The 17,303-nt window shown below is 58.3% G+C and carries 16 protein-coding genes and 1 tRNA gene; 6 read left to right on the top strand and 11 right to left on the bottom strand.

Going from position 1 to position 17,303, the window contains the following annotated elements; genetic code table 11:
* Positions 1-78 precede the first annotated feature (78 nt).
* From yajC to queA, 3 genes are read right to left on the bottom strand one after another with little or no spacing between them, the layout of a single operon-like run.
* On the bottom strand, positions 79-411 hold the full coding sequence (gene yajC, locus F451_RS0106600; protein ID WP_020680568.1) for a preprotein translocase subunit YajC: 333 nt from the start codon (positions 409-411) through the stop codon (positions 79-81).
* A gap of 35 nt (positions 412-446) precedes the next feature.
* Positions 447-1,568, bottom strand: coding sequence for a tRNA guanosine(34) transglycosylase Tgt (gene tgt / locus F451_RS0106595; protein ID WP_020680567.1), 1,122 nt, complete (start codon positions 1,566-1,568; stop codon positions 447-449).
* 14 nt (positions 1,569-1,582) lie between these two features.
* Positions 1,583-2,629 (bottom strand): tRNA preQ1(34) S-adenosylmethionine ribosyltransferase-isomerase QueA, encoded by a 1,047-nt coding sequence (gene queA / locus F451_RS0106590; RefSeq protein WP_020680566.1) that lies wholly within the window; start codon positions 2,627-2,629, stop codon positions 1,583-1,585.
* Between the two features lie 125 nt (positions 2,630-2,754).
* Between queA and F451_RS0106585 the strand changes: the two genes are divergently transcribed.
* A tRNA-Leu gene (locus tag F451_RS0106585) sits at positions 2,755-2,841 on the top strand.
* A gap of 235 nt (positions 2,842-3,076) precedes the next feature.
* On the top strand, positions 3,077-3,436 hold the full coding sequence (locus F451_RS0106580) for a hypothetical protein (protein WP_020680565.1): 360 nt from the start codon (positions 3,077-3,079) through the stop codon (positions 3,434-3,436).
* Positions 3,437-3,741: 305 nt separating this feature from the next.
* On the opposite strand, the gene F451_RS0106575 is transcribed toward F451_RS0106580, so the two are convergent.
* Together F451_RS0106575 and F451_RS0106570 are read right to left on the bottom strand one after the other, a co-directional pair.
* Positions 3,742-4,209 (bottom strand): sll1863 family stress response protein, encoded by a 468-nt coding sequence (locus tag F451_RS0106575; RefSeq protein ID WP_020680564.1) that lies wholly within the window; start codon positions 4,207-4,209, stop codon positions 3,742-3,744.
* Positions 4,210-4,273: 64 nt separating this feature from the next.
* Entirely contained in the window at positions 4,274-4,561 is a 288-nt protein-coding gene (locus tag F451_RS0106570) for a sll1863 family stress response protein (protein WP_020680563.1), read from the bottom strand.
* A gap of 351 nt (positions 4,562-4,912) precedes the next feature.
* On the opposite strand from F451_RS0106570, the gene F451_RS0106565 reads away from it, so the two are divergent.
* Positions 4,913-5,899, top strand: coding sequence for an IS5 family transposase (locus tag F451_RS0106565; RefSeq protein ID WP_020680562.1), 987 nt, complete (start codon positions 4,913-4,915; stop codon positions 5,897-5,899).
* Between the two features lie 197 nt (positions 5,900-6,096).
* On the opposite strand, the gene F451_RS0106560 is transcribed toward F451_RS0106565, so the two are convergent.
* From F451_RS0106560 to F451_RS0106550, 3 genes are all read right to left on the bottom strand, one after another.
* Positions 6,097-6,606 (bottom strand): DUF934 domain-containing protein, encoded by a 510-nt coding sequence (locus F451_RS0106560; protein ID WP_020680561.1) that lies wholly within the window; start codon positions 6,604-6,606, stop codon positions 6,097-6,099.
* A complete protein-coding gene (locus tag F451_RS0106555; protein WP_020680560.1) occupies positions 6,603-8,285 on the bottom strand; it encodes a nitrite/sulfite reductase in 1,683 nt (560 codons plus the stop codon). The genes F451_RS0106560 and F451_RS0106555 overlap by 4 nt, the downstream gene beginning before the upstream one ends.
* 105 nt (positions 8,286-8,390) lie before the next feature.
* Positions 8,391-9,791 carry an aminotransferase-like domain-containing protein gene (locus F451_RS0106550; protein ID WP_020680559.1) on the bottom strand — a complete coding sequence of 467 codons (1,401 nt, stop codon included), beginning with the start codon at positions 9,789-9,791 and terminating at the stop codon, positions 8,391-8,393.
* A 97-nt stretch (positions 9,792-9,888) separates the two neighbouring features.
* Between F451_RS0106550 and ccoG the strand changes: the two genes are divergently transcribed.
* The 3 genes from ccoG (at position 9,889) to F451_RS0106530 (ending at position 13,671) form a co-directional block, all read left to right on the top strand.
* Positions 9,889-11,247: a cytochrome c oxidase accessory protein CcoG gene (gene ccoG, locus F451_RS0106545; RefSeq protein ID WP_020680558.1), complete on the top strand. Its 1,359-nt coding sequence runs from the start codon at positions 9,889-9,891 to the stop codon at positions 11,245-11,247.
* 131 nt (positions 11,248-11,378) lie between these two features.
* Positions 11,379-12,311, top strand: coding sequence for a DMT family transporter (locus F451_RS0106540; protein WP_020680557.1), 933 nt, complete (start codon positions 11,379-11,381; stop codon positions 12,309-12,311).
* 481 nt (positions 12,312-12,792) lie between these two features.
* A complete protein-coding gene (locus tag F451_RS0106530; RefSeq protein ID WP_020680555.1) occupies positions 12,793-13,671 on the top strand; it encodes a methylenetetrahydrofolate reductase in 879 nt (292 codons plus the stop codon).
* 328 nt (positions 13,672-13,999) lie between these two features.
* Here the strand turns inward: F451_RS0106530 and F451_RS0106525 are convergent, their stop codons facing one another.
* The 3 genes from F451_RS0106525 to F451_RS0106515 all read right to left on the bottom strand — a co-directional run bounded on the left by F451_RS0106525 (position 14,000) and on the right by F451_RS0106515 (position 17,282).
* Positions 14,000-14,239 carry a hypothetical protein gene (locus tag F451_RS0106525; protein WP_020680554.1) on the bottom strand — a complete coding sequence of 80 codons (240 nt, stop codon included), beginning with the start codon at positions 14,237-14,239 and terminating at the stop codon, positions 14,000-14,002.
* 394 nt (positions 14,240-14,633) lie between these two features.
* Entirely contained in the window at positions 14,634-15,824 is a 1,191-nt protein-coding gene (locus F451_RS0106520; protein WP_020680553.1) for a benzoate/H(+) symporter BenE family transporter, read from the bottom strand.
* Positions 15,825-15,944: 120 nt separating this feature from the next.
* Positions 15,945-17,282, bottom strand: coding sequence for an MFS transporter (locus F451_RS0106515; protein ID WP_020680552.1), 1,338 nt, complete (start codon positions 17,280-17,282; stop codon positions 15,945-15,947).
* Positions 17,283-17,303: the final 21 nt, after the last annotated feature.

Genomic DNA, 17,303 nt, shown 5'->3' with positions numbered 1-17,303 from the left:
TGCGCACGCGGCAGGCAGTAAATCCGGTGGTTAAATAAAAACGCCACTGAAACAGTGGCGTTTTCCGTCAAGGAGGCGTTAGATATTTTTGATCGTGCCCTTGGGCAGCGCCGCCGCCACGTGGGCTTTCTGGAAGCTCAGCTGGGTACCTTCGCAGACTTCCAGTACCACGTAGTCATCGCTGACTTTGGTAACCTTGCCAATAATGCCGCCAGCGGTGAGCACTTCATCACCCTTGGCCAGATTGCTGATCAGGTTTTTGTGATCTTTCGCACGCTTTGCCTGTGGGCGCCACATGAAGAAGTAGAAAATCAGGCCAAAACCAACCAGAAAAAGAATATTGAAAATGCCTGGATCCATGCCGCCGGCACCGGCTTCTGCCGCCTGGGCCGAAGAAATCAGAAAGCTCATGTAGCCTTACTCCTTGAACATTGAAATGCTGTGACTTATATGGAGGCAAGCGGCGGCGTTTCAAGGCCCCGCTCAGCATAAAACTCATCGACAAAGGCGCTCAATTTACCCTGTTCGATAGCGCCACGCAAACCGGCCATCAGCACCTGATAGTAATGCAGGTTATGAATGGTATTGAGCTGCGCACCGAGGATTTCCTTGCACTTGTCGAGATGATGCAAATACGCCCGGCTGAAGTTCTGGCAGGTATAACAGTCGCAGCTTTCATCCACCGGCCGGGTATCGGTTTTATTGACCGAGTTGCGGATCTTGACCACGCCCTTGGCGGTAAAAAGGAAGCCGTTGCGCGCATTGCGCGTTGGCATTACGCAATCAAACATGTCCACGCCGCGGCGCACGCCTTCCACCAGGTCTTCCGGCTTGCCGACACCCATGAGGTAGCGCGGCTTGTCTTCCGGCATTTTCCAGGCCAGATGATCCAGCACCCGCACCATGTCTTCCTTCGGTTCCCCCACCGACAAGCCGCCAATGGCATAGCCATCGAAACCGATCTCGGCCAGACCCGCCAGGGACTCGTCACGCAGTGACTCGTACATGCCGCCCTGAACAATGCCAAACAACGCCGACGGGCTGTCGCCGTGGGCTCGCTTGGAACGCTCGGCCCAGCGCAGCGACAGGCGCATCGACTGGGCCGCTTCCTGCTCGGTGGCCGGGTAAGGCGTGCACTCGTCAAAAATCATCACGACATCGGAGCCCAGGTCGCGCTGTACCTGCATCGAGCGCTCCGGATCGATAAAGACCTTGGAGCCATCGACCGGCGACTGAAACGCCACGCCTTCCTCGGTAATCTTGCGCATGGCGCCGAGACTGAAGACCTGAAAGCCGCCGGAGTCGGTCAGAATGGGGCCTTTCCACTGCATGAAATCATGCAGATCACCGTGCAGACCGATGATTTCGGTGCCGGGGCGCAACATCAGATGAAAGGTGTTGCCGAGGATCATCTGCGCGCCGGTCGCCTCGATATCACGCGGCAACATGCCCTTGACGGTGCCGTAGGTGCCGACGGGCATGAACGCCGGCGTTTCCACCGTGCCACGCGGAAACGTCAGACGACCGCGGCGCGCCTTGCCATCGACGGCCAGGCGCTCGTAACTCATAAAACAGCTTCTGCTCACTTATCCTCCAAAGCCGCGCGTCGGCGCGTCAGAAACATCGCATCCCCGTAACTGAAAAAGCGGTAGCGCTCGGCCACCGCCTCACGGTACGCCCGCATGATGCCGTCGTAGCCCGCAAAGGCACTGACCAGCATCAGCAGCGTTGATTCAGGCAGGTGAAAATTGGTAATCAGAGCATCCACCGTGCGGTACTGATACCCCGGGTAGATGAAAATATCGGTATCGCCGCTGTAGGGCTCGATTTCGCCGCCACGACTGGCTGTTTCCAGGCAACGCACACTGGTGGTGCCGACGGCCACGACACGGCCACCACGGGCCCGGGTTTCCCGCACCGCCTGGCAGACCGCCTCGCTGACCTCGATAAATTCGGCATGCATCTGGTGATCCTGCACCTGCTCGACCTTCACCGGCTGAAAGGTGCCGGCGCCGACATGCAGGGTCACAAACGCCTGCTGCACGCCGCGGGCTTCCAGCTGCGCCAGCAATTCGTTATCGAAATGCAGCCCCGCCGTGGGCGCCGCCACGGCGCCTGGTTTGCGGTTATACACCGTCTGATAACGCTCACGGTCCGACTGCTGATCATCGCGCTTCATGTACGGCGGCAGCGGCATGTGGCCAAACTCTTCGAGCACCTCAACCAGATGGCGGTCTATATCAAAGCGCAGTTCAAACAGGTTGCCCTGGCGGCCGATGACCTGGGCCCGAACACCACCTTCCAGCAGTAAATCGGTACCCGGTTTCGGCGCCCGACTGGCACGCACATGGGCCAGCGCCTGAGTGGTATCGAGTACCCGCTCTATCAGCACCTCGACCTTGCCACCGCTGGCTTTTTCGCCAAACAGCCGCGCCGGAATCACTCGGGTATCATTAAACACCAGCAGATCGCCGGGGTTGAGCAGCGACAGGATATCGCTGAACTGACGGTGCGCGATGGCACCACTGTCGCCCTCCAGACACAGCAAACGGCTGGCTGAACGCCGTTCCAGCGGGAAGCGGGCGATCAGTTCGTCGGGCAATTCAAAACTAAAATCTTTAACCTGCATCGCAGCTCTGGCAAACGTTTGTTGAAATGGCAGCGGATTGTACCGGATAGCGGAGTTTTTTTCAGCCATTTCGGGTCACAGTGATTGACCCCGCTACAAAGCTACTTATAATATGCCCTCGCTGTGCCAGTGTGGTGAAATTGGTAGACACAGGGGATTCAAAATCCCCCGCCCTTAAAAGCGTGCCGGTTCGAGTCCGGCCACTGGTACCATGTCAGAAGAAGCTTGCAGAAATGCAGGCTTTTTTTGTTTCTGGCGGATGTAAACGTCGTGATGCCAGGCAGCCCGCGCGCGCAATCAGTCACGGCCCCGCACATGGGGTTGCTGCAACGACGCCAGAGTGGGTGAAGAAGTGCTCCAGACACCCGCACCCTGCTTACGCGGCGAGACGCTATTTGCAAGTTAATAACGGGCTCTCTCAAAACCAACAATCACAGAGACTAGCCGATGAACCTCAAAGACCCCTTCGGACGCCAAGAGAAAAGACGCGAGCGCGAATACGCCTCGCTACGACAGAAACTGCCAGGCGCAGGCGTCACCACCCGGGCTGATGCCGAGCAGCTGATAGAGACAGTAGGTAACCGCGGCAAATACGGTTTAATGTTTATTATTGCGCTGACGTTGCTGCTGATGCTGTTCATACCCGAAGGGCGTATTATTTTCGGCGCAACCGGCACTCTGGTGGGTGTATGGGCATATATCACCAGCCGCAAGGTTCAGGGCCACGTTAAGCGTTATATCCAGGAGGAGCTCACCCCTGACAGCGACTCCGAGTCAGCGACTCCCGACGACTCCACAACGTTGTAGTTGTAGCCGAGCCGCCTTTTGCGACTCAAGATCATCGCAATAAAGCCCTGCTGCGAAGCCAGCCCCCTAAACCTCCGGGGGCTGAGACTACCGTGCGACGCCATCACCTTTAGGTCCGCGAATTCAACTCCGAGGGGCGACAGGCCGGACAGCTTGCACAGCACATAGGCGACTCGCGTCAGTCGTCCAGTAGCGGGCGCCCCTGACAGGAAGTCGTAACCGGGCGGGCCGGCTATGACGCTGTTAAACGTGACTGAAAACACCGCTCTGGCGGGCTGATCCGAGCCTGGTACGCGCGACTCGGTTCAGGGTTTATCGGAGCCGAACTCTTCGGCCGATTCTTCCCAGGCCTGTTGCAGCGACTGGTAGGCGCCGGAAAAGCCCTCTTTCATGTGATCCCAGGCATCGGTCGAGCTGTTTTTCAGGCTGCCGTACCATTCGGCCAGCTCAATGCGCTGACGGCGCAATTCCCGCTGACTCTCGCGTGCCTGTTCACGGGCCGCGGTATCCATTTGCTGCCATTCCTCGTCAATGCGCCGCCCCAGCGCGTCGAGGCGACGGTCCAGCTCTTCAAGCGCGGCACGGGTCTCCTCGACGGCTTCGTCGCGCTGCTCGGCACCATAAGACTTGAGGGTCTCCAGAAATTCGTGGGTTTCCTGCCTGACATCCGCCATCGAGGTTTCGGCGTCCGAAGTTGCGCCATAACCGAGCGGAGCAAAACAGAGCGTGGCTGCAAGCAGGCATCCGGTGGCGGAGGGTAAACGGAATCTCATTGTCATTTCCTCTTCTCAGGATTGACTTCGAACAAGCATCACGCAAACGGCCAGTACGAGCAGACTACTTGAAACGGGAGGATGCCTTGCGCATTGCCTCAGCCATGGAGTCCCAGGCACTCTCGATACCGGCTCGCATGTCCTCCCAGGCCGTATCGCTGGCGCGTCGCAGTTCATCGAGTTTTTCCTGGGCTCGCTGCTGGCGCTCCCTTAGATCCTCGATCTGCTTGTAGTATTCGAGCTGGCCGTCGGCTTGCGCCTTATCGGCCCTGGCTTTGAGCTTGCGTATTTCGGCATCCCACTCGTCGAGCTGGGCATGCATTTTCTTCTCATATGCCTCTTTCATACTCATGGCAGGGTTCCTCAGCGTTCTTCGTAAAAAAGACAACGATCGCGTAACTTGGATCGTTCCCTAAACTTTAGCAAACAACCTCGGCCTGGCGACAAAACGCCGTTATGAAATCGTCGACGGCCTCTTTCCGGCTTTTATCAGTCGCCCTTCCCGCTTCTGCTGCTCGGGCTGGCGAAGCGTTTGCAGCAGGTTACCTGTGGGAGCCCACTATTTTGGCGCAGCTGTTCGATGGCGACGTCATTCGCCCACAGGGTGGGCTCCTTCAATCATTCCCCCGACCGGTTAGGGAGGGTGTGATCAAGTCCGTCCCATGAGACGATAGCGGTCATCAACTGCATCAAGGAAGCTCGGATGGTTCAGCAGCTCACATTTGCCGATTGCGAGTTCAGCAACAAGCGCAGGCAGACTCGCAAGGAAAAGTTCCTTGGCCGGATGGAGACACTGATCCCATGGACACGGCTGGAGGCGGTGATCGAACCGCATTATCCCAAAGCCGGTAACGGTCGCCGACCGTACCCACTGGCGACCATGCTCCGGATTCACTTCTTGCAGCAGTGGTATACCCTCAGCGATCCGGCTATGGAAGATGCGCTGTACGAAATTGCCTCCATGCGTCTGTTCGCCGGTCTGTCGCTGGACAAAGCCATCCCGGATCACTCCACGACTTTGAAGTTCCGCCACCTACTGGAACAACACGACCTGGCGCGCCAGATCTTCGATGAGGTTAATCAATGGCTTTCTGAGGCGGGCGTGCTGCTCAAGGAAGGTTCGTTGATCGACGCCACCATTATCGAAGCGCCGAGCTCAACCAAGAATCGCATGGGCGAGCGGGACCGCAACGGCGGACCGCCCGAGATGCACCAGACGAAAAAGGGCAACCAGTGGCATTTCGGCATGAAGGCGCATATCGGTGTGGATGCGCGTACCGGTTTAACGCACAGCTTCACTACCTCGGCAGCCAATGAGCACGATCTGAACCAAGCCGAGCACCTGCTCCACGGTGATGAAGCGTTCATTTTCGCCGATGCGGGTTACCGGGGGGCCGAGAAGCGGGAGGAGTTGAAAGACGTGAACGCGGACTGGCACATTGCCGAGCAACCCGGGAAGCTGAAAACCCTGAAAAAGCACCCCCGGATCAACAAGGTAAGGATCCGCACCAAGTACCTGAAGGCCAGCCTCCGTGCCAAGGTTGAGCATCCGTTCCGGATCATCAAGTGCCAGTTCGGCTTCGTGAAAGCCCATTACCGTGGTCTGAAGAAAAATGACGGCAAACTGGCGATGCTGTTTGCCCTGTCAAACCTCGTGCGCGTGGATCAGATGTTACGAGCACAGGGTTAATCCGTCTGAACCGCCTGAAAAGGTAGCCCATAGACGGAAAAAACAGGAGAGTGGTGCGGAATCTGTGCTCCAGCTGCGGCGAGTGCGAGTCGCAACGGAAATGAGGACTTAATCACAGGTTCCTTAGTTGCACAGAAATGGATCATTAATAAAGTCGCTTCCGGAAAACACCCTAATTATCTATATCGGATCATGAGTTACTTTCGATACGCTCGCGTTGTGCGTTGCCGGAAAAGCGGTTCCGGGCTCAACACCGTGCGGGCATAGATCCGGTCGAAGCCGAAAAGGCCTTTCAAAGCCTCCTCGGCGGGCCGGTCTTCGCGCACCGCGAAGGAGCTGAAGCCGCAGTGGCGCATCGCTGCCAACTGATCGCGCAACACGTCACCCACCGCGCGAAGCTCTCCCTCGAACCCGAGGCGCGAACGCAGTAGCACGGCCTGTGTATATGCCCTCCCGTCGCGAAAGCTCGGAAACATCAGAGCAATGAGTTCAATCTGCCCCAGCCAGGGCGCAAGGATCTCAGGATCGTCATCTGGATACAGCAGCACCGCTGCCCTAACCTTGGCGCTGTCCGTCAGTACCTGCCAACGTGCCAGAGGCACAATCCTGTTATCAGCCACCGAGGCATCGCTATCCTCTTGAATTTCCCACGGATCCCGATCGACCACCTTGGCCTCACCATCAACGATCTTGATCAAGTTGTTCATGCTCCTGCCTCCTGAACCACCTGGTCCCGGCCGTAAGCCCCTTCTTTGAACGGTCCCAGGCCGATGCGGTTCAGCGTATCCACGAAGGTTTCCTCAGCCTCGCGGTACTGCAGGTAGGTTGTCAGCACTCGATCGATCACATCCGACACGTCCTCGGCACGGACCGAGGGTCCGATCACCTTACCGATTGCACTGTCCTTGCCCTGGGCTCCGCCGATTGTGATCTGAAAATACTCCTCACCTTTACGGTCGACGCCCAGGATGCCGATATTACCGATATGATGGTGCCCGCAGGCATTGACGCAACCGGAAATATTGAGACTGATTTCGCCAAGATCGTGCAGGTAATCGAGATCGTCGAACCGGGTCTGGATGGCCTTGGCCACCGGCAGCGATCGGGTACTGGCCAGACTGCAGTAGTCGCCGCCCGGGCAAGAAATCACGTCAGTCAGCAGGCCGATATTGGGCGTCGCCATGCCGATATCGTCGAGCGCCTTCCAGACGAGGTAGAGGTCGCCCTTGCGGATATCCGGCAGCACCAGGTTCTGCTCGTGCGTCACGCGGATCTCGCCGAAGCCATAACGGTCGGCCAGATCGGCGACGGCGCGCATCTGAACTCCCACCAGATCCCCCGGGGCGGAGCCCTCCGTCGGCTTGGTTGACAGCACGACGGATGTATAGCCAGAGACCCTGTGGGGCCGGGTATTGGTCTGTGCCCAGCGGGCAAACGCCGGATCCCGGGCCAGCCAGGCGCCGAATACAGGATCCAGTGCATCGAGCCTCTGGTAATTCGGAGACGCAAACCCCTCGGCGACCCTTTCGTACTCCGCTTGGGTCAGCTCGCCGGCGCTGTCGCGGATCTGTTCCCACTCCCGCTCGACCTCGGCGGCAAAGGCTTCGACGCCCAGGGACTTCACCAGTATCTTGATCCGCGCCTTGTATTTGTTGTCCCGCCGCCCGTAGCGGTTATAGACCCGCAGTACAGCCTCTACATAGGTCAGCAGGTGTTGCCAAGGCAGCCCCTCGCGGACCAGTTCATTGAGTATTGGTGTGCGCCCGAGTCCGCCTCCCACCATCACGCGCAATAGCATCTCACCGTTCTCGCCACGGTAGAGATAGAGCCCAATATCATGCGCGCGCAGCGCGGCACGGTCGACCTCGGATGACGAAATGGCGATCTTGAACTTGCGCGGCAGATAAAGGAACTCGGGATTGACCGTCGACCACTGCCGCAGGATCTCGGCCAGCGGACGGGGATCCAGCAGCTCATCGTCCGCAACGCCGGCAAAGGCCTCAGTCGTAATATTGCGCACGCAGTTGCCAGAGGTCTGAATCGCATGCATCTGGGAATCGGCCAGCACCTGCAGAATATCAGGCACCTGTTCCAGCTCGATCCAATTAAACTGGATATTCTGCCGTGTGGTGAAATGACCGTAGCCGCGATCGTAATCCTCGGCAATCCGGGCCAGGGTCCGCAGTTGTACCGATGACAGCGTGCCATAGGGAATCGCGACCCGCAGCATGTACGCATGACGCTGCAGGTAGAGGCCGTTCTGCAAACGCAGCGGCAGGAATTCGTCTTCGCTCAGCTCGCCACTGATACGCCGGGCGACCTGGTCGCGGAACTGCTCGACCCGTGCCTGGACCAATGCGCGGTCGTACTCATCGTATCGGTACATTCTGTCCGCTCCTGATTTTTCTCGTGGAAAGGCGCCCAGACTAATGAAACCGATACCGCAGGTGCAGGCTCAAAAAATTTAATTCCGATCAGTACAGATTGATGGTCAGCGACGCAGCAGCAGCTCCGGCAGGCGGCTTAGCGCTTCGATCCTGCGCCCATCCCAGGGATGGGCGTAGCTGATGCGCAGACAATTGCGGAATTGCCCGGATACCGAAAATAGCGGGCCGGGCGTTATCACGACGCCTTGCTGCAGTGCCGCCGGGTAAGCCGCGAGGGTATCGATCGACTCGGGCAATTCCAGCCAGATGGCCAGACCACCGAGCGGTGTACTGACCCGAATCTCCCCGGGCCATGCATGCAAGGAGGCGATCAGGCGATCCCGCTGGGTGCGCAGCTCGTTGCGCTGGCGGCGCAGATGGGTCGCGTAGCTGCCGTCGCGCATGAATTCAGCAACCCCCTGCTGCTGGTAGCGACTGCTGGCCAGCTGCGTCACCAGTTTCAGGTGCAGGATTTTTTGGTGCCAGCGCGCGCCGGATATCCAGCCAAGGCGCAGGTCGCGGGACAGACTTTTAGAAAAGGAGCTGCACAGAATGACCCGATCGGAACTGTCCAGCGCCTTTAGCGGGTCGGGTACCTGGCCAAAGGCGGTGTCGGCATAGATATCATCCTCGATGATCGCCAGGTCATTGGCGTCTGCCAGCGCCAGCAGACGCTTTCGCGCCTCTTTTGGCATCAACGCGCCACCCGGCGTGGCAAAGGCCGGTGAGACAACGCAGGCCTTGATATCCCAGCGCTCCAGCGCGGCTTCCAACGCCTCGATGTCCATTCCCTGCTCGCTGGAACTCGGTACCTCGACCACCTGTAGCTCCAGCTGTTCCAGTAGCTGCAGCACACCATAAAAGCCCGGCGACTCGACCGCCACGATGTCCCCCCGCCCGCAGCAGGCCATCAGCGCCAGGAACAGCGCATGCTGGCAACCCGACGTGATGCAGAGCTGCTCCGGCAGCACCGTCCAGCCGCGTCGCGCCGCATGCAGCGACAGCTGTTCACGCAGCCCGGGGTCGCCCGCCGGTTCATCGTAGTACTGATGATCGTCGCCTTTCTGGCGGCGCAGCGCGCGACCCAGCGCGCGATTAAGCGCCACGATGCCCGACGGCACCTCGCCCGCATGCAGATCCGGCAGCAGGTCGAACGCCGCACTGCGGCGCATGACATCGAGAAACAGTTCGCTGACCGTCACTGGACGGGGCGCTTCTACTTGAACCCGGCTGCGCGGCGCCCGGATCGTCTTTGGTTGAAGCCTGACGAAATAACCGGCCTTGGGCCGAGCCTCGACCAGCCCCTGCGCCTCGAGCCGTTGCAACGCATGCTGCACAGTCGCCTTCGATACGCCTTGTTGTTCGCACAGCGTGCGGATCGACGGCAGCCGTTCGCCAAGCCGCCAGCGCTGTTCCCGTATGCCCTGCAACAGCCAGTTTTCCAGTTGTTGATATCGGTAATCCACTCGATTCTGTCCCTATCGACTTTATTTTTTTTATACCTGATCCTATTCAAATCACCAAGTTAAGCTGCACACAAAGTTACACTTGCGGACAGCGACTATGGAAAAAATTGATGTTGTGCAGGACTATACGCCCCCGCTTGCGCGGGACGGGAAGTTTCATGTACGCCTCATCGAAGGGCGTTTCCAGAACTGGCGCCGACTGACCAGCTGGCCGCTGCTTGCGTTGTTTTTCGGTCTGGTCTGGGTCCGGGTCGACGGCCAGCCCTGGCTGCTGTTCTCGTTCGAGCAGCGGCGGATCAACCTGTTCGGCAGCGCCCTATCCTGGCATGACTTGCCGCTCTTGGCGGGACTAATGATCGCTGGCGCCAGTCTGCTGTTCTTTCTCGCCGTCGCCTGGGGACGCATCTGGTGTGGTTTTGCCTGCCCACAGAGCATCTGGACCTGGCTCTTCATCCGCATCGAGCAGTTCACCGAAGGTCGCGCCAGTCAGCGCGCGCGCCAGGAGCATCAGCCACTTACCGCGGCATTGCTGCTACGCCGTGTCGTCAAGCACGGGCTCTGGATGTTGCTGGCGACCGCCACCGCCACCACCTTCACCGGCTATTTCGTACCGATCCGCGAGATCGTCGCCGATAGCGTGAATCTTGAAATGTCACCCGCTCTCTGGGGCTGGATTGTGATCATGGCCGCACTGACCTATGCCAACGCGGGCCTGGTTCGCGAGAAGATCTGCCTGCACGCCTGCCCCTACTCGCGCTTCCAGGGCGTGATGTTCGACCGCGAAACCCGCTCCGTCAGTTATGACCATGGTCGCGGCGAACCGCGCGCGAACCGCCGCAACGCCGGTGCCGACAGCGGCGACTGCGTCGACTGCGGCATCTGCGTCCAAGTCTGTCCGACCGGGATCGATATCCGCGACGGGCTGCAGGCTGCCTGCATCGACTGCGGGGCCTGCATCGATGCCTGCGACAACGTGATGGAGAAAATCCAGCGACCGACCGGCCTGATTCGCTTCGCCTCCGAAGCAGAATTTGCCGGCGAAAAAGCTCGTCTCCTGCGTCCCAGGCTGGCCGGCTACGGCGCTGTGATAATCGCGGCCATGGGTGGGGTGCTCTGGGGCTTTGCCGGTACCACCGATCTACTGGTCGAAATCCGCAGGGATCGTGGCGCCCTCTTCACCCAATTGGATGAACATACCGTCTGCAATAACTATCGCGTCAAGGTTGAAAGCTTTGCCAAGGTGCTGTCACCGATCAATGTCTCGGTTCAAGGCCCGGAGCAGTTCGAATTGTTCGGTGCCGAGACCATCGACCTGAACGAAAGTAATTCCACCTGGCTGCCATACCGGGTGTGCGGAATCGATATCGAACAACCGCGCTCCACCTTGACGTTCAACTTCCAAGGTCCGCAAGCCTTAGCTTCCAAGGAAACGACCTTCCTGACCCAACGCAAATAGACAAGCGGGACTTTTCTGATGCACGAAACAACATTGCTTTTGTCTCGCATCCAGTTCGGCTTCACAGTTTGCGCCCCTATCGTGCATGACGGTGTCGGCAGCCCGGCTGAATACCGGCGGAAGCGAGGTTGATGGTGGCAATAACCGAAGCTACCGCAATCGACCATCGTGCCAACAGGATGGGTTGCTTCTGGATGGTGTTTTCGATGGCGGCTTTCGCCATAGAGGATGTGTTCGTCAAAGCCGCATTCGAAAAGCTGCCTGTCGGTCAGATTCTCATCTTCTTCGGCTCGGGTGGCGCCCTGGTATTCGCTTGCCTGGCCAAGCTCAAACGGGAAAGGCTGCTCTCGGCAGACGTCATTTCCCGTCCGATGCTCGTCCGTGCAGGCTTCGAGGTTCTTGGCCGCCTGTTTTACGTGCTCGCCATCACGTTAAGCCCGTTGTCCGTTGCAACGGTGATCCTGCAGGCAACGCCGATAGTGGTTGTGGCCGGCGCGGCCATGTTGTTTGGCGAAAAAGTGGGATGGCGGCGGTGGGCCGCGATTGTCGTCGGACTGGCAGGCGTAATTGCCATTATTCGCCCGGGAACGGAAAGCTTTTCGACGCTGTCGATTCTGGCAGTCGTTGGAATGCTCGGTTTTGCCGGCCGGGATCTTGCCAGTCGCGCTGCCCCTGCCTCGCTTGGCACCTCGGTATTGGGGCTGTACGGTTTTCTGGCTGTTATAGCTGCCGGCGCCACTTATTCTCTCTGGGAACCCGAGGTTTTCGTGCGGCCCGACCTCGAAACCTCGCTGTACCTGTTGGGTGCTATCCTGTCGGGTGTCGCAGCGTATTCAGCCCTGATGAAGGCGATGCGCACCGGAGAGGTTTCAGCCGTGACACCCTTCAGGTACACGCGGCTGCTATTCGGCCTTTTCTTCGGCGTTTTCCTGTTCGGCGAACAGTTGAGTTTTACAATGTTTATGGGGTGCGGTCTGATTGTTGTGTCTGGTGTTTTCATCCTTTTGGGAGGGCAAGGGAAGCTGAAGAACAAGTTCTCTGTCGCGTGGTCACGTGAGCATTGATCCAAAAAGCCTTTCGCTCTCGATACAGATCACACACTTTGTTTGTGCCTGCACCAGAATCGAGCCCGTTCTAGTCAGATTTACAGACCAGCAACTGTCATGGACAAGAACAGCTTGATATTGCTTCGGCGCAGTGTTCGCCTCCTGGGCCAGGAGACCTCAGTGGATAGTACCCTGACGCAGCTCTGCGCCCTGCTGATACCCGCCGACATAGCGCGCATTACCGGTTGTGGCGTACACCCAGTGTTTACTCTTTGACATCATCTCGCCATCAACGAGAACTCCGCTCCTGCCCGCTTGATTTGCGTTCAGCAGATCGGGCAGGTAGATAACCGTCTTTTTGGCCCGGAGTAACTGGCTGCCGATGGGATATCGACGAAGACGCACTAACGGGTTGGCCAGCCTGAAACGCCAGGGGCGATCCAGGTGATTTCGATCAAATATTCAATCGCTTATGAATTATTTTCTGGGAAGTCGACCAATGCATACTGTCAATACCGGGAGCGAGGCGCATTCCCAAAACCAACGGAGAGCACCGGCGTATACGCTTGAAGTGACGGGTAAGGACATCCGTCAGGTCGAGGTGTCCGCATCGGAGATTCCGCCGGGCACATCGATCAACATCGCGTTCTTGGGAAATGAAACCCACGATCAGCGCGTTAATGCCGCCCGGGTCATACGGAAATACGGATTCGAGCCTGTGCCGATTATCTCGTCTCGTCGCCTTCGCTCCGAACGGGATCTCGACAGCCTGCTCAACCTGCTCAACGAGGCCGCCAGTCCTTCACGCTTCATTTTTGTAGGGGGCGATCCTTCCATGCCTGCAGGCCCGTACAGGGATTCGCTGGCGCTCCTTGCAAGCGGGGTTGTACAACGTCACGCCATTCGTCATGTCGGAATCGTCGGCTATCCCGAAGGGCACCCTAAGATCGATACGGATACCCTCTGGCGATCTCTTAAATGGAAACATCGCTTTCTTCGGGACAGCGGCTGCACGGTGGAGATAACCACCCAGTTTGGTTTCGATACCGATGCCGCCCTTCACTGGACTCAACGGCTACGCGATGAAGGCATTGACGCGCCCGTTCGTATCGGCGTACCAGGACCGGCAGATGTCGGGAAGCTCCTTCGATACGCGAAGCAGTTTGGCGTCGTAACATCAACGGCAATCGCCCGGCGATATGGTTTCTCATTGACCAACCTTTTGCGCCACTCCGTCTCTGATCGCTATTGGAAAGATCTTGTGACCGGCGCGGCGCGGCAAAACCTTGGCGATATCCGTTACCACCTCTATCCATTCGGTGGAATTTTGGAAGGCGTCCGCTGGATGAACAAGCAGGTATCGAGTATCCGCTCATAGATAAAGCTCTACTCCAATCCCCCTGACTCTACTTTTCAGCTCGACGTTAAGGGCAGTCACGATCTGCAGCGGTTCAATGAATCCGGGCACCGATGTGTTCGCCAGATGACCGAGCGGCGGCATTTATAGGCCCGGTAACATGTCCACCGCTGAAATTGAAAAAGCGGATGATATGGCGGCGCGTCACGGCGTTACGCTGACGCGCCACAAGGTTTGCGACAATCAAAGCGGCCGGCCGCGTAACGCCGGCCCCTTCTGTGCCCGGTTGTTATACGTGGGTCGGTTGATCCTTTGTACCCCTCGCGACTACAGCTGAGCGCAAACGCCATCAGGGCCTGACCACCATGTTCACCTCGTCGAGCTCGGCGACCACGCTGGCATAGCTGTTTTTCAGGGCCAGCGTCTCGCCCGTGGCCAGTATCACGATCGCAATCGGATCATGCTTGGATTCGGTATTCATAATGATTTCCGGGCGCACCTGCACAATCTGTTCGATCTGCAACAGCAGCTTGTACTCTTCTTCGGTGGTCGGATGATCGGTCGTAACCTCAATAAACTTCTGACTCATGGTTCACCTCGTTCCGGCGGCATGGCCGGCTTTCGATCAGGACATCGCGCCAACAGTGCGGTTTTGCGAGCTGAAGCACATCGCGGCGTGGTCGTGTCCAAAAGGGCTTTCCCGTTCAGCGTTCACTGCCCTGCACGGATTTTTCAGCATGCCTGCGAGGCGCCCGCCCGCTGCAGGCCTGCGCTCACTCAAAGCTTAGTCCGTATGCAAACCAGGGGCTTTGAAATAACACCAGGGCCGCCCGCATGCCGAGTACCTGGCACATTGGCCGCGCTGCTGAGCGCGCGGAAATTGCGGCCCTGCGCCGCAATGACGGCTTAATCAGGGGTGCCTAGCCAAGCTGTTAGATCCCCACCCTCACCGGTCAATGCAATGCCCTGGTGAAATCCAGCTCTCAGACGCGGATCCTGACTGCTTTCCTGGCCTCGCCGTTCAGAACAAGGTAACAGCCATAGCCAATCACGACGCCCCAGAACGCAGACGACAAGCCAAACAGCGACAGTCCCGACGCGGTCACGATGAACGTGATCAATGACGCTTCGCGCTGCCTGACATCCTCCAGTGCCGCAAAAAGGTTGCCCGCAATCGCGCCTAGCAAGGCCAGACCGGCCAGCACCGCAACGAAAGCCGCCGGCAAGGATGTGAACAGACTGACGATGGTACCGGCAAACAGACCGCCAACAAGGTAAAACACACCGTTAAACACACCTGCCACATAGCGGCGGGAGGGGTTTTCGTGGGCATCGGTGCTTGTGCAGATGGCCGCAGTAATTGCAGCAACAACGGTTGTGATGCCTCCAAAAAATGCCATTGGCACTGAGACGAGACTGGTCACGCCAATGACCGGTCTGGCACTCACCCTGTATCCGGCCCCCTGCAGTATCGCCATGCCGGGCAGGAACTGGCCGGTCAGGCTGACAAGCACCAACGGGATGGCCAGACTGAGCGTGGAACCAATAGTCCAGTGCGGAGTAATGAACTGGGGGATGGCGATGTTCCAGCGAATCCCTGCCAGGGAAGCATCTTCCAGCACCACCGCGAGGATCACACCTGCAACGAGCAGCAATACCAGCGTGTATTTGGGGACCAGCCGCCTGAAAACCACATAGACGACCAACATTCCAATCGCCAGCGCGGGCGTGGTCTCTATCGCCGCAAAAGCCCCCGCCCCGAACTGGAACAGGATGCCTGCCATCATGCCGGCAGCCACCCCTTTGGGAATGGCTTTCACAAAGGCATCAAAGGTGCCGGTCACACCGATAATGAAGATCACCACCGCCGCCGTAATGTACGCGCCAACGGCCTCCTGAAGAGAAAGGTCCGGAAACAACGCGACCAACAGGGCCGTGCCCGGCGCTGACCAGGCGGTAACCACCGGTACCTTGAGCCAGATGGAGAGGATAATGCCGGAGATTGCGGCCCCCATGGAAATGGCCCAGACCCAGGAGGTCATCATGTCCTGTGAAATACCGGCGCTGGCACCGGCCTGAAAGAAAATGGCCAAAGGTCCGGAATAGGAAACGAGAACCGCCAGAAAGCCTGCGACCGCCGCCGGCAAAGAGAGATCCCTCAGAAAACGCGTCATATGGGGTTCCTAATCGTTATCAAGCATCGAAGACAGAAAGCAAAAAGACCCCAAACATCTGCATGCCGGGGCCGATGAGAAGTCAGACAGAACGTCTCCTTCTGGGTCGCATCAACTTAATCAGTTGCTTGTTGCCAGATTGACGCCTCCCTCGGGCTTCGCACTGAAGCGGCGGCCAACCAGGGCGATGGCAATGGTGGCAATGCCGCCAGGAATGGCCAGAGCCAGGAAGTTCACATGATGCGGCAGGGCCAGTGCCAGCAAGGTCCCCCCGAGTATGGGTCCGACAATGGCGCCGTTGCGGCCGATGCCGGATGCCCAGCCCAGTCCGGTAGAGCGAATACTGGTGGGATAGTACTGGGCCACGTAGGCATACAGCAGTATCTGGGAACCAATGGTGGTGGCGCCGGCAATGCCCATCAGGGTGTACAGGAACCACATCGGATTCTCATAGCCGAGCATAATCAACGACACCGAACCCAGAATAAAGAAGCTCACCAGCACCGAGCGCAGCGAGAACCGATCCGCCAGCCAGCCACCGCCCACGGCGCCGATGATCGCACCAATGTTAAGCACCATCAGGAACATCAGGCTGGAGCTCAGAGCGTAACCGGCCATGGACATCAGCTTCGGCAACCAGGAGCCCAGGGCATAGACCATCAGCAGGCAGCAGAAGAAAGAAACCCAGAACATGCTGGTACTGAAGGCACGGCCATCGCGAAACAGTTCCAGTACGGGCGCCTTGCTTTCGGCAGTGGGCGGCACTTTCAGGTGATCCGATTCGCTGATTTCACGCATCGGCGCAACCTTTTGCAGGATGGCACGGGCTTCCCCCTCACGTTTCTGGGTCATCAGGAAGGCAACGGATTCCGGCAGGAACTTCATCATGAGCGGCAGCATCAGCATCGGCACGATGGCCAGGTAGAACATGATTTCCCAGCCATAGTTGGGAACGATCCAGATACCCAGCCCGGCGGACATCATGCCACCCACGGCGTAGCCGGAAAACATCAGGGCCACCAGGGTACTGCGGCTCTTCTTGGGTGAGTACTCGCTCATCAACGAGACCACATTGGGCATGACCCCGCCAATACCCAGGCCGGCAATAAAGCGCAGAATGCCGAACTCCCAGGGTGTCGTCGCGAAGCCGTTGATGACGGTCGTGAGGCTGAACAGCACCACACACATCAGAATCGTTCTTTTGCGCCCGAGCCTGTCGGACAGCATGCCAAATCCCATGGCGCCAAACATCATGCCAAACAGCGCACTGCTGCCCAGCAAACCGGCGATGTACGGACTCAGACCCCACTGCTCCATCAGCAGCGGCAAAACCACGCCGTAGATCACCAGGTCGTAACCATCGAAAATAATGACTAGCGTGCACCAGAAGAGCACCTTCCAGTGGAACGCATTAAACTTTGCGTTATCAATAACGTCGTTGACGTCTATGTTTCTCATGGTGTGTTACCCCGTTTGTTT

Source organism: Marinobacterium rhizophilum DSM 18822 (genome assembly GCF_000378045.1).
Classification (GTDB): Bacteria; Pseudomonadota; Gammaproteobacteria; order Pseudomonadales; family Balneatricaceae; genus Marinobacterium_A; species Marinobacterium_A rhizophilum.
The sequence above is the reverse complement of the archived record's forward strand: the minus strand, read 5'-3'. Positions and strand labels throughout refer to the sequence as shown.

Coding starts and splice junctions, on each gene's coding strand:
- yajC (WP_020680568.1), bottom strand. CDS start 411: ATGAGCTTTCTGATTTCTTCGGCCCAGGCGGCAGAAGCCGGTGCCGGC.
- tgt (WP_020680567.1), bottom strand. CDS start 1,568: ATGAGTTACGAGCGCCTGGCCGTCGATGGCAAGGCGCGCCGCGGTCGT.
- queA (WP_020680566.1), bottom strand. CDS start 2,629: ATGCAGGTTAAAGATTTTAGTTTTGAATTGCCCGACGAACTGATCGCC.
- F451_RS0106580 (WP_020680565.1), top strand. CDS start 3,077: ATGAACCTCAAAGACCCCTTCGGACGCCAAGAGAAAAGACGCGAGCGC.
- F451_RS0106575 (WP_020680564.1), bottom strand. CDS start 4,209: ATGAGATTCCGTTTACCCTCCGCCACCGGATGCCTGCTTGCAGCCACG.
- F451_RS0106570 (WP_020680563.1), bottom strand. CDS start 4,561: ATGAGTATGAAAGAGGCATATGAGAAGAAAATGCATGCCCAGCTCGAC.
- F451_RS0106565 (WP_020680562.1), top strand. CDS start 4,913: ATGGTTCAGCAGCTCACATTTGCCGATTGCGAGTTCAGCAACAAGCGC.
- F451_RS0106560 (WP_020680561.1), bottom strand. CDS start 6,606: ATGAACAACTTGATCAAGATCGTTGATGGTGAGGCCAAGGTGGTCGAT.
- F451_RS0106555 (WP_020680560.1), bottom strand. CDS start 8,285: ATGTACCGATACGATGAGTACGACCGCGCATTGGTCCAGGCACGGGTC.
- ccoG (WP_020680558.1), top strand. CDS start 9,889: ATGGAAAAAATTGATGTTGTGCAGGACTATACGCCCCCGCTTGCGCGG.
- F451_RS0106540 (WP_020680557.1), top strand. CDS start 11,379: ATGGTGGCAATAACCGAAGCTACCGCAATCGACCATCGTGCCAACAGG.
- F451_RS0106530 (WP_020680555.1), top strand. CDS start 12,793: ATGCATACTGTCAATACCGGGAGCGAGGCGCATTCCCAAAACCAACGG.
- F451_RS0106525 (WP_020680554.1), bottom strand. CDS start 14,239: ATGAGTCAGAAGTTTATTGAGGTTACGACCGATCATCCGACCACCGAA.
- F451_RS0106520 (WP_020680553.1), bottom strand. CDS start 15,824: ATGACGCGTTTTCTGAGGGATCTCTCTTTGCCGGCGGCGGTCGCAGGC.
- F451_RS0106515 (WP_020680552.1), bottom strand. CDS start 17,282: ATGAGAAACATAGACGTCAACGACGTTATTGATAACGCAAAGTTTAAT.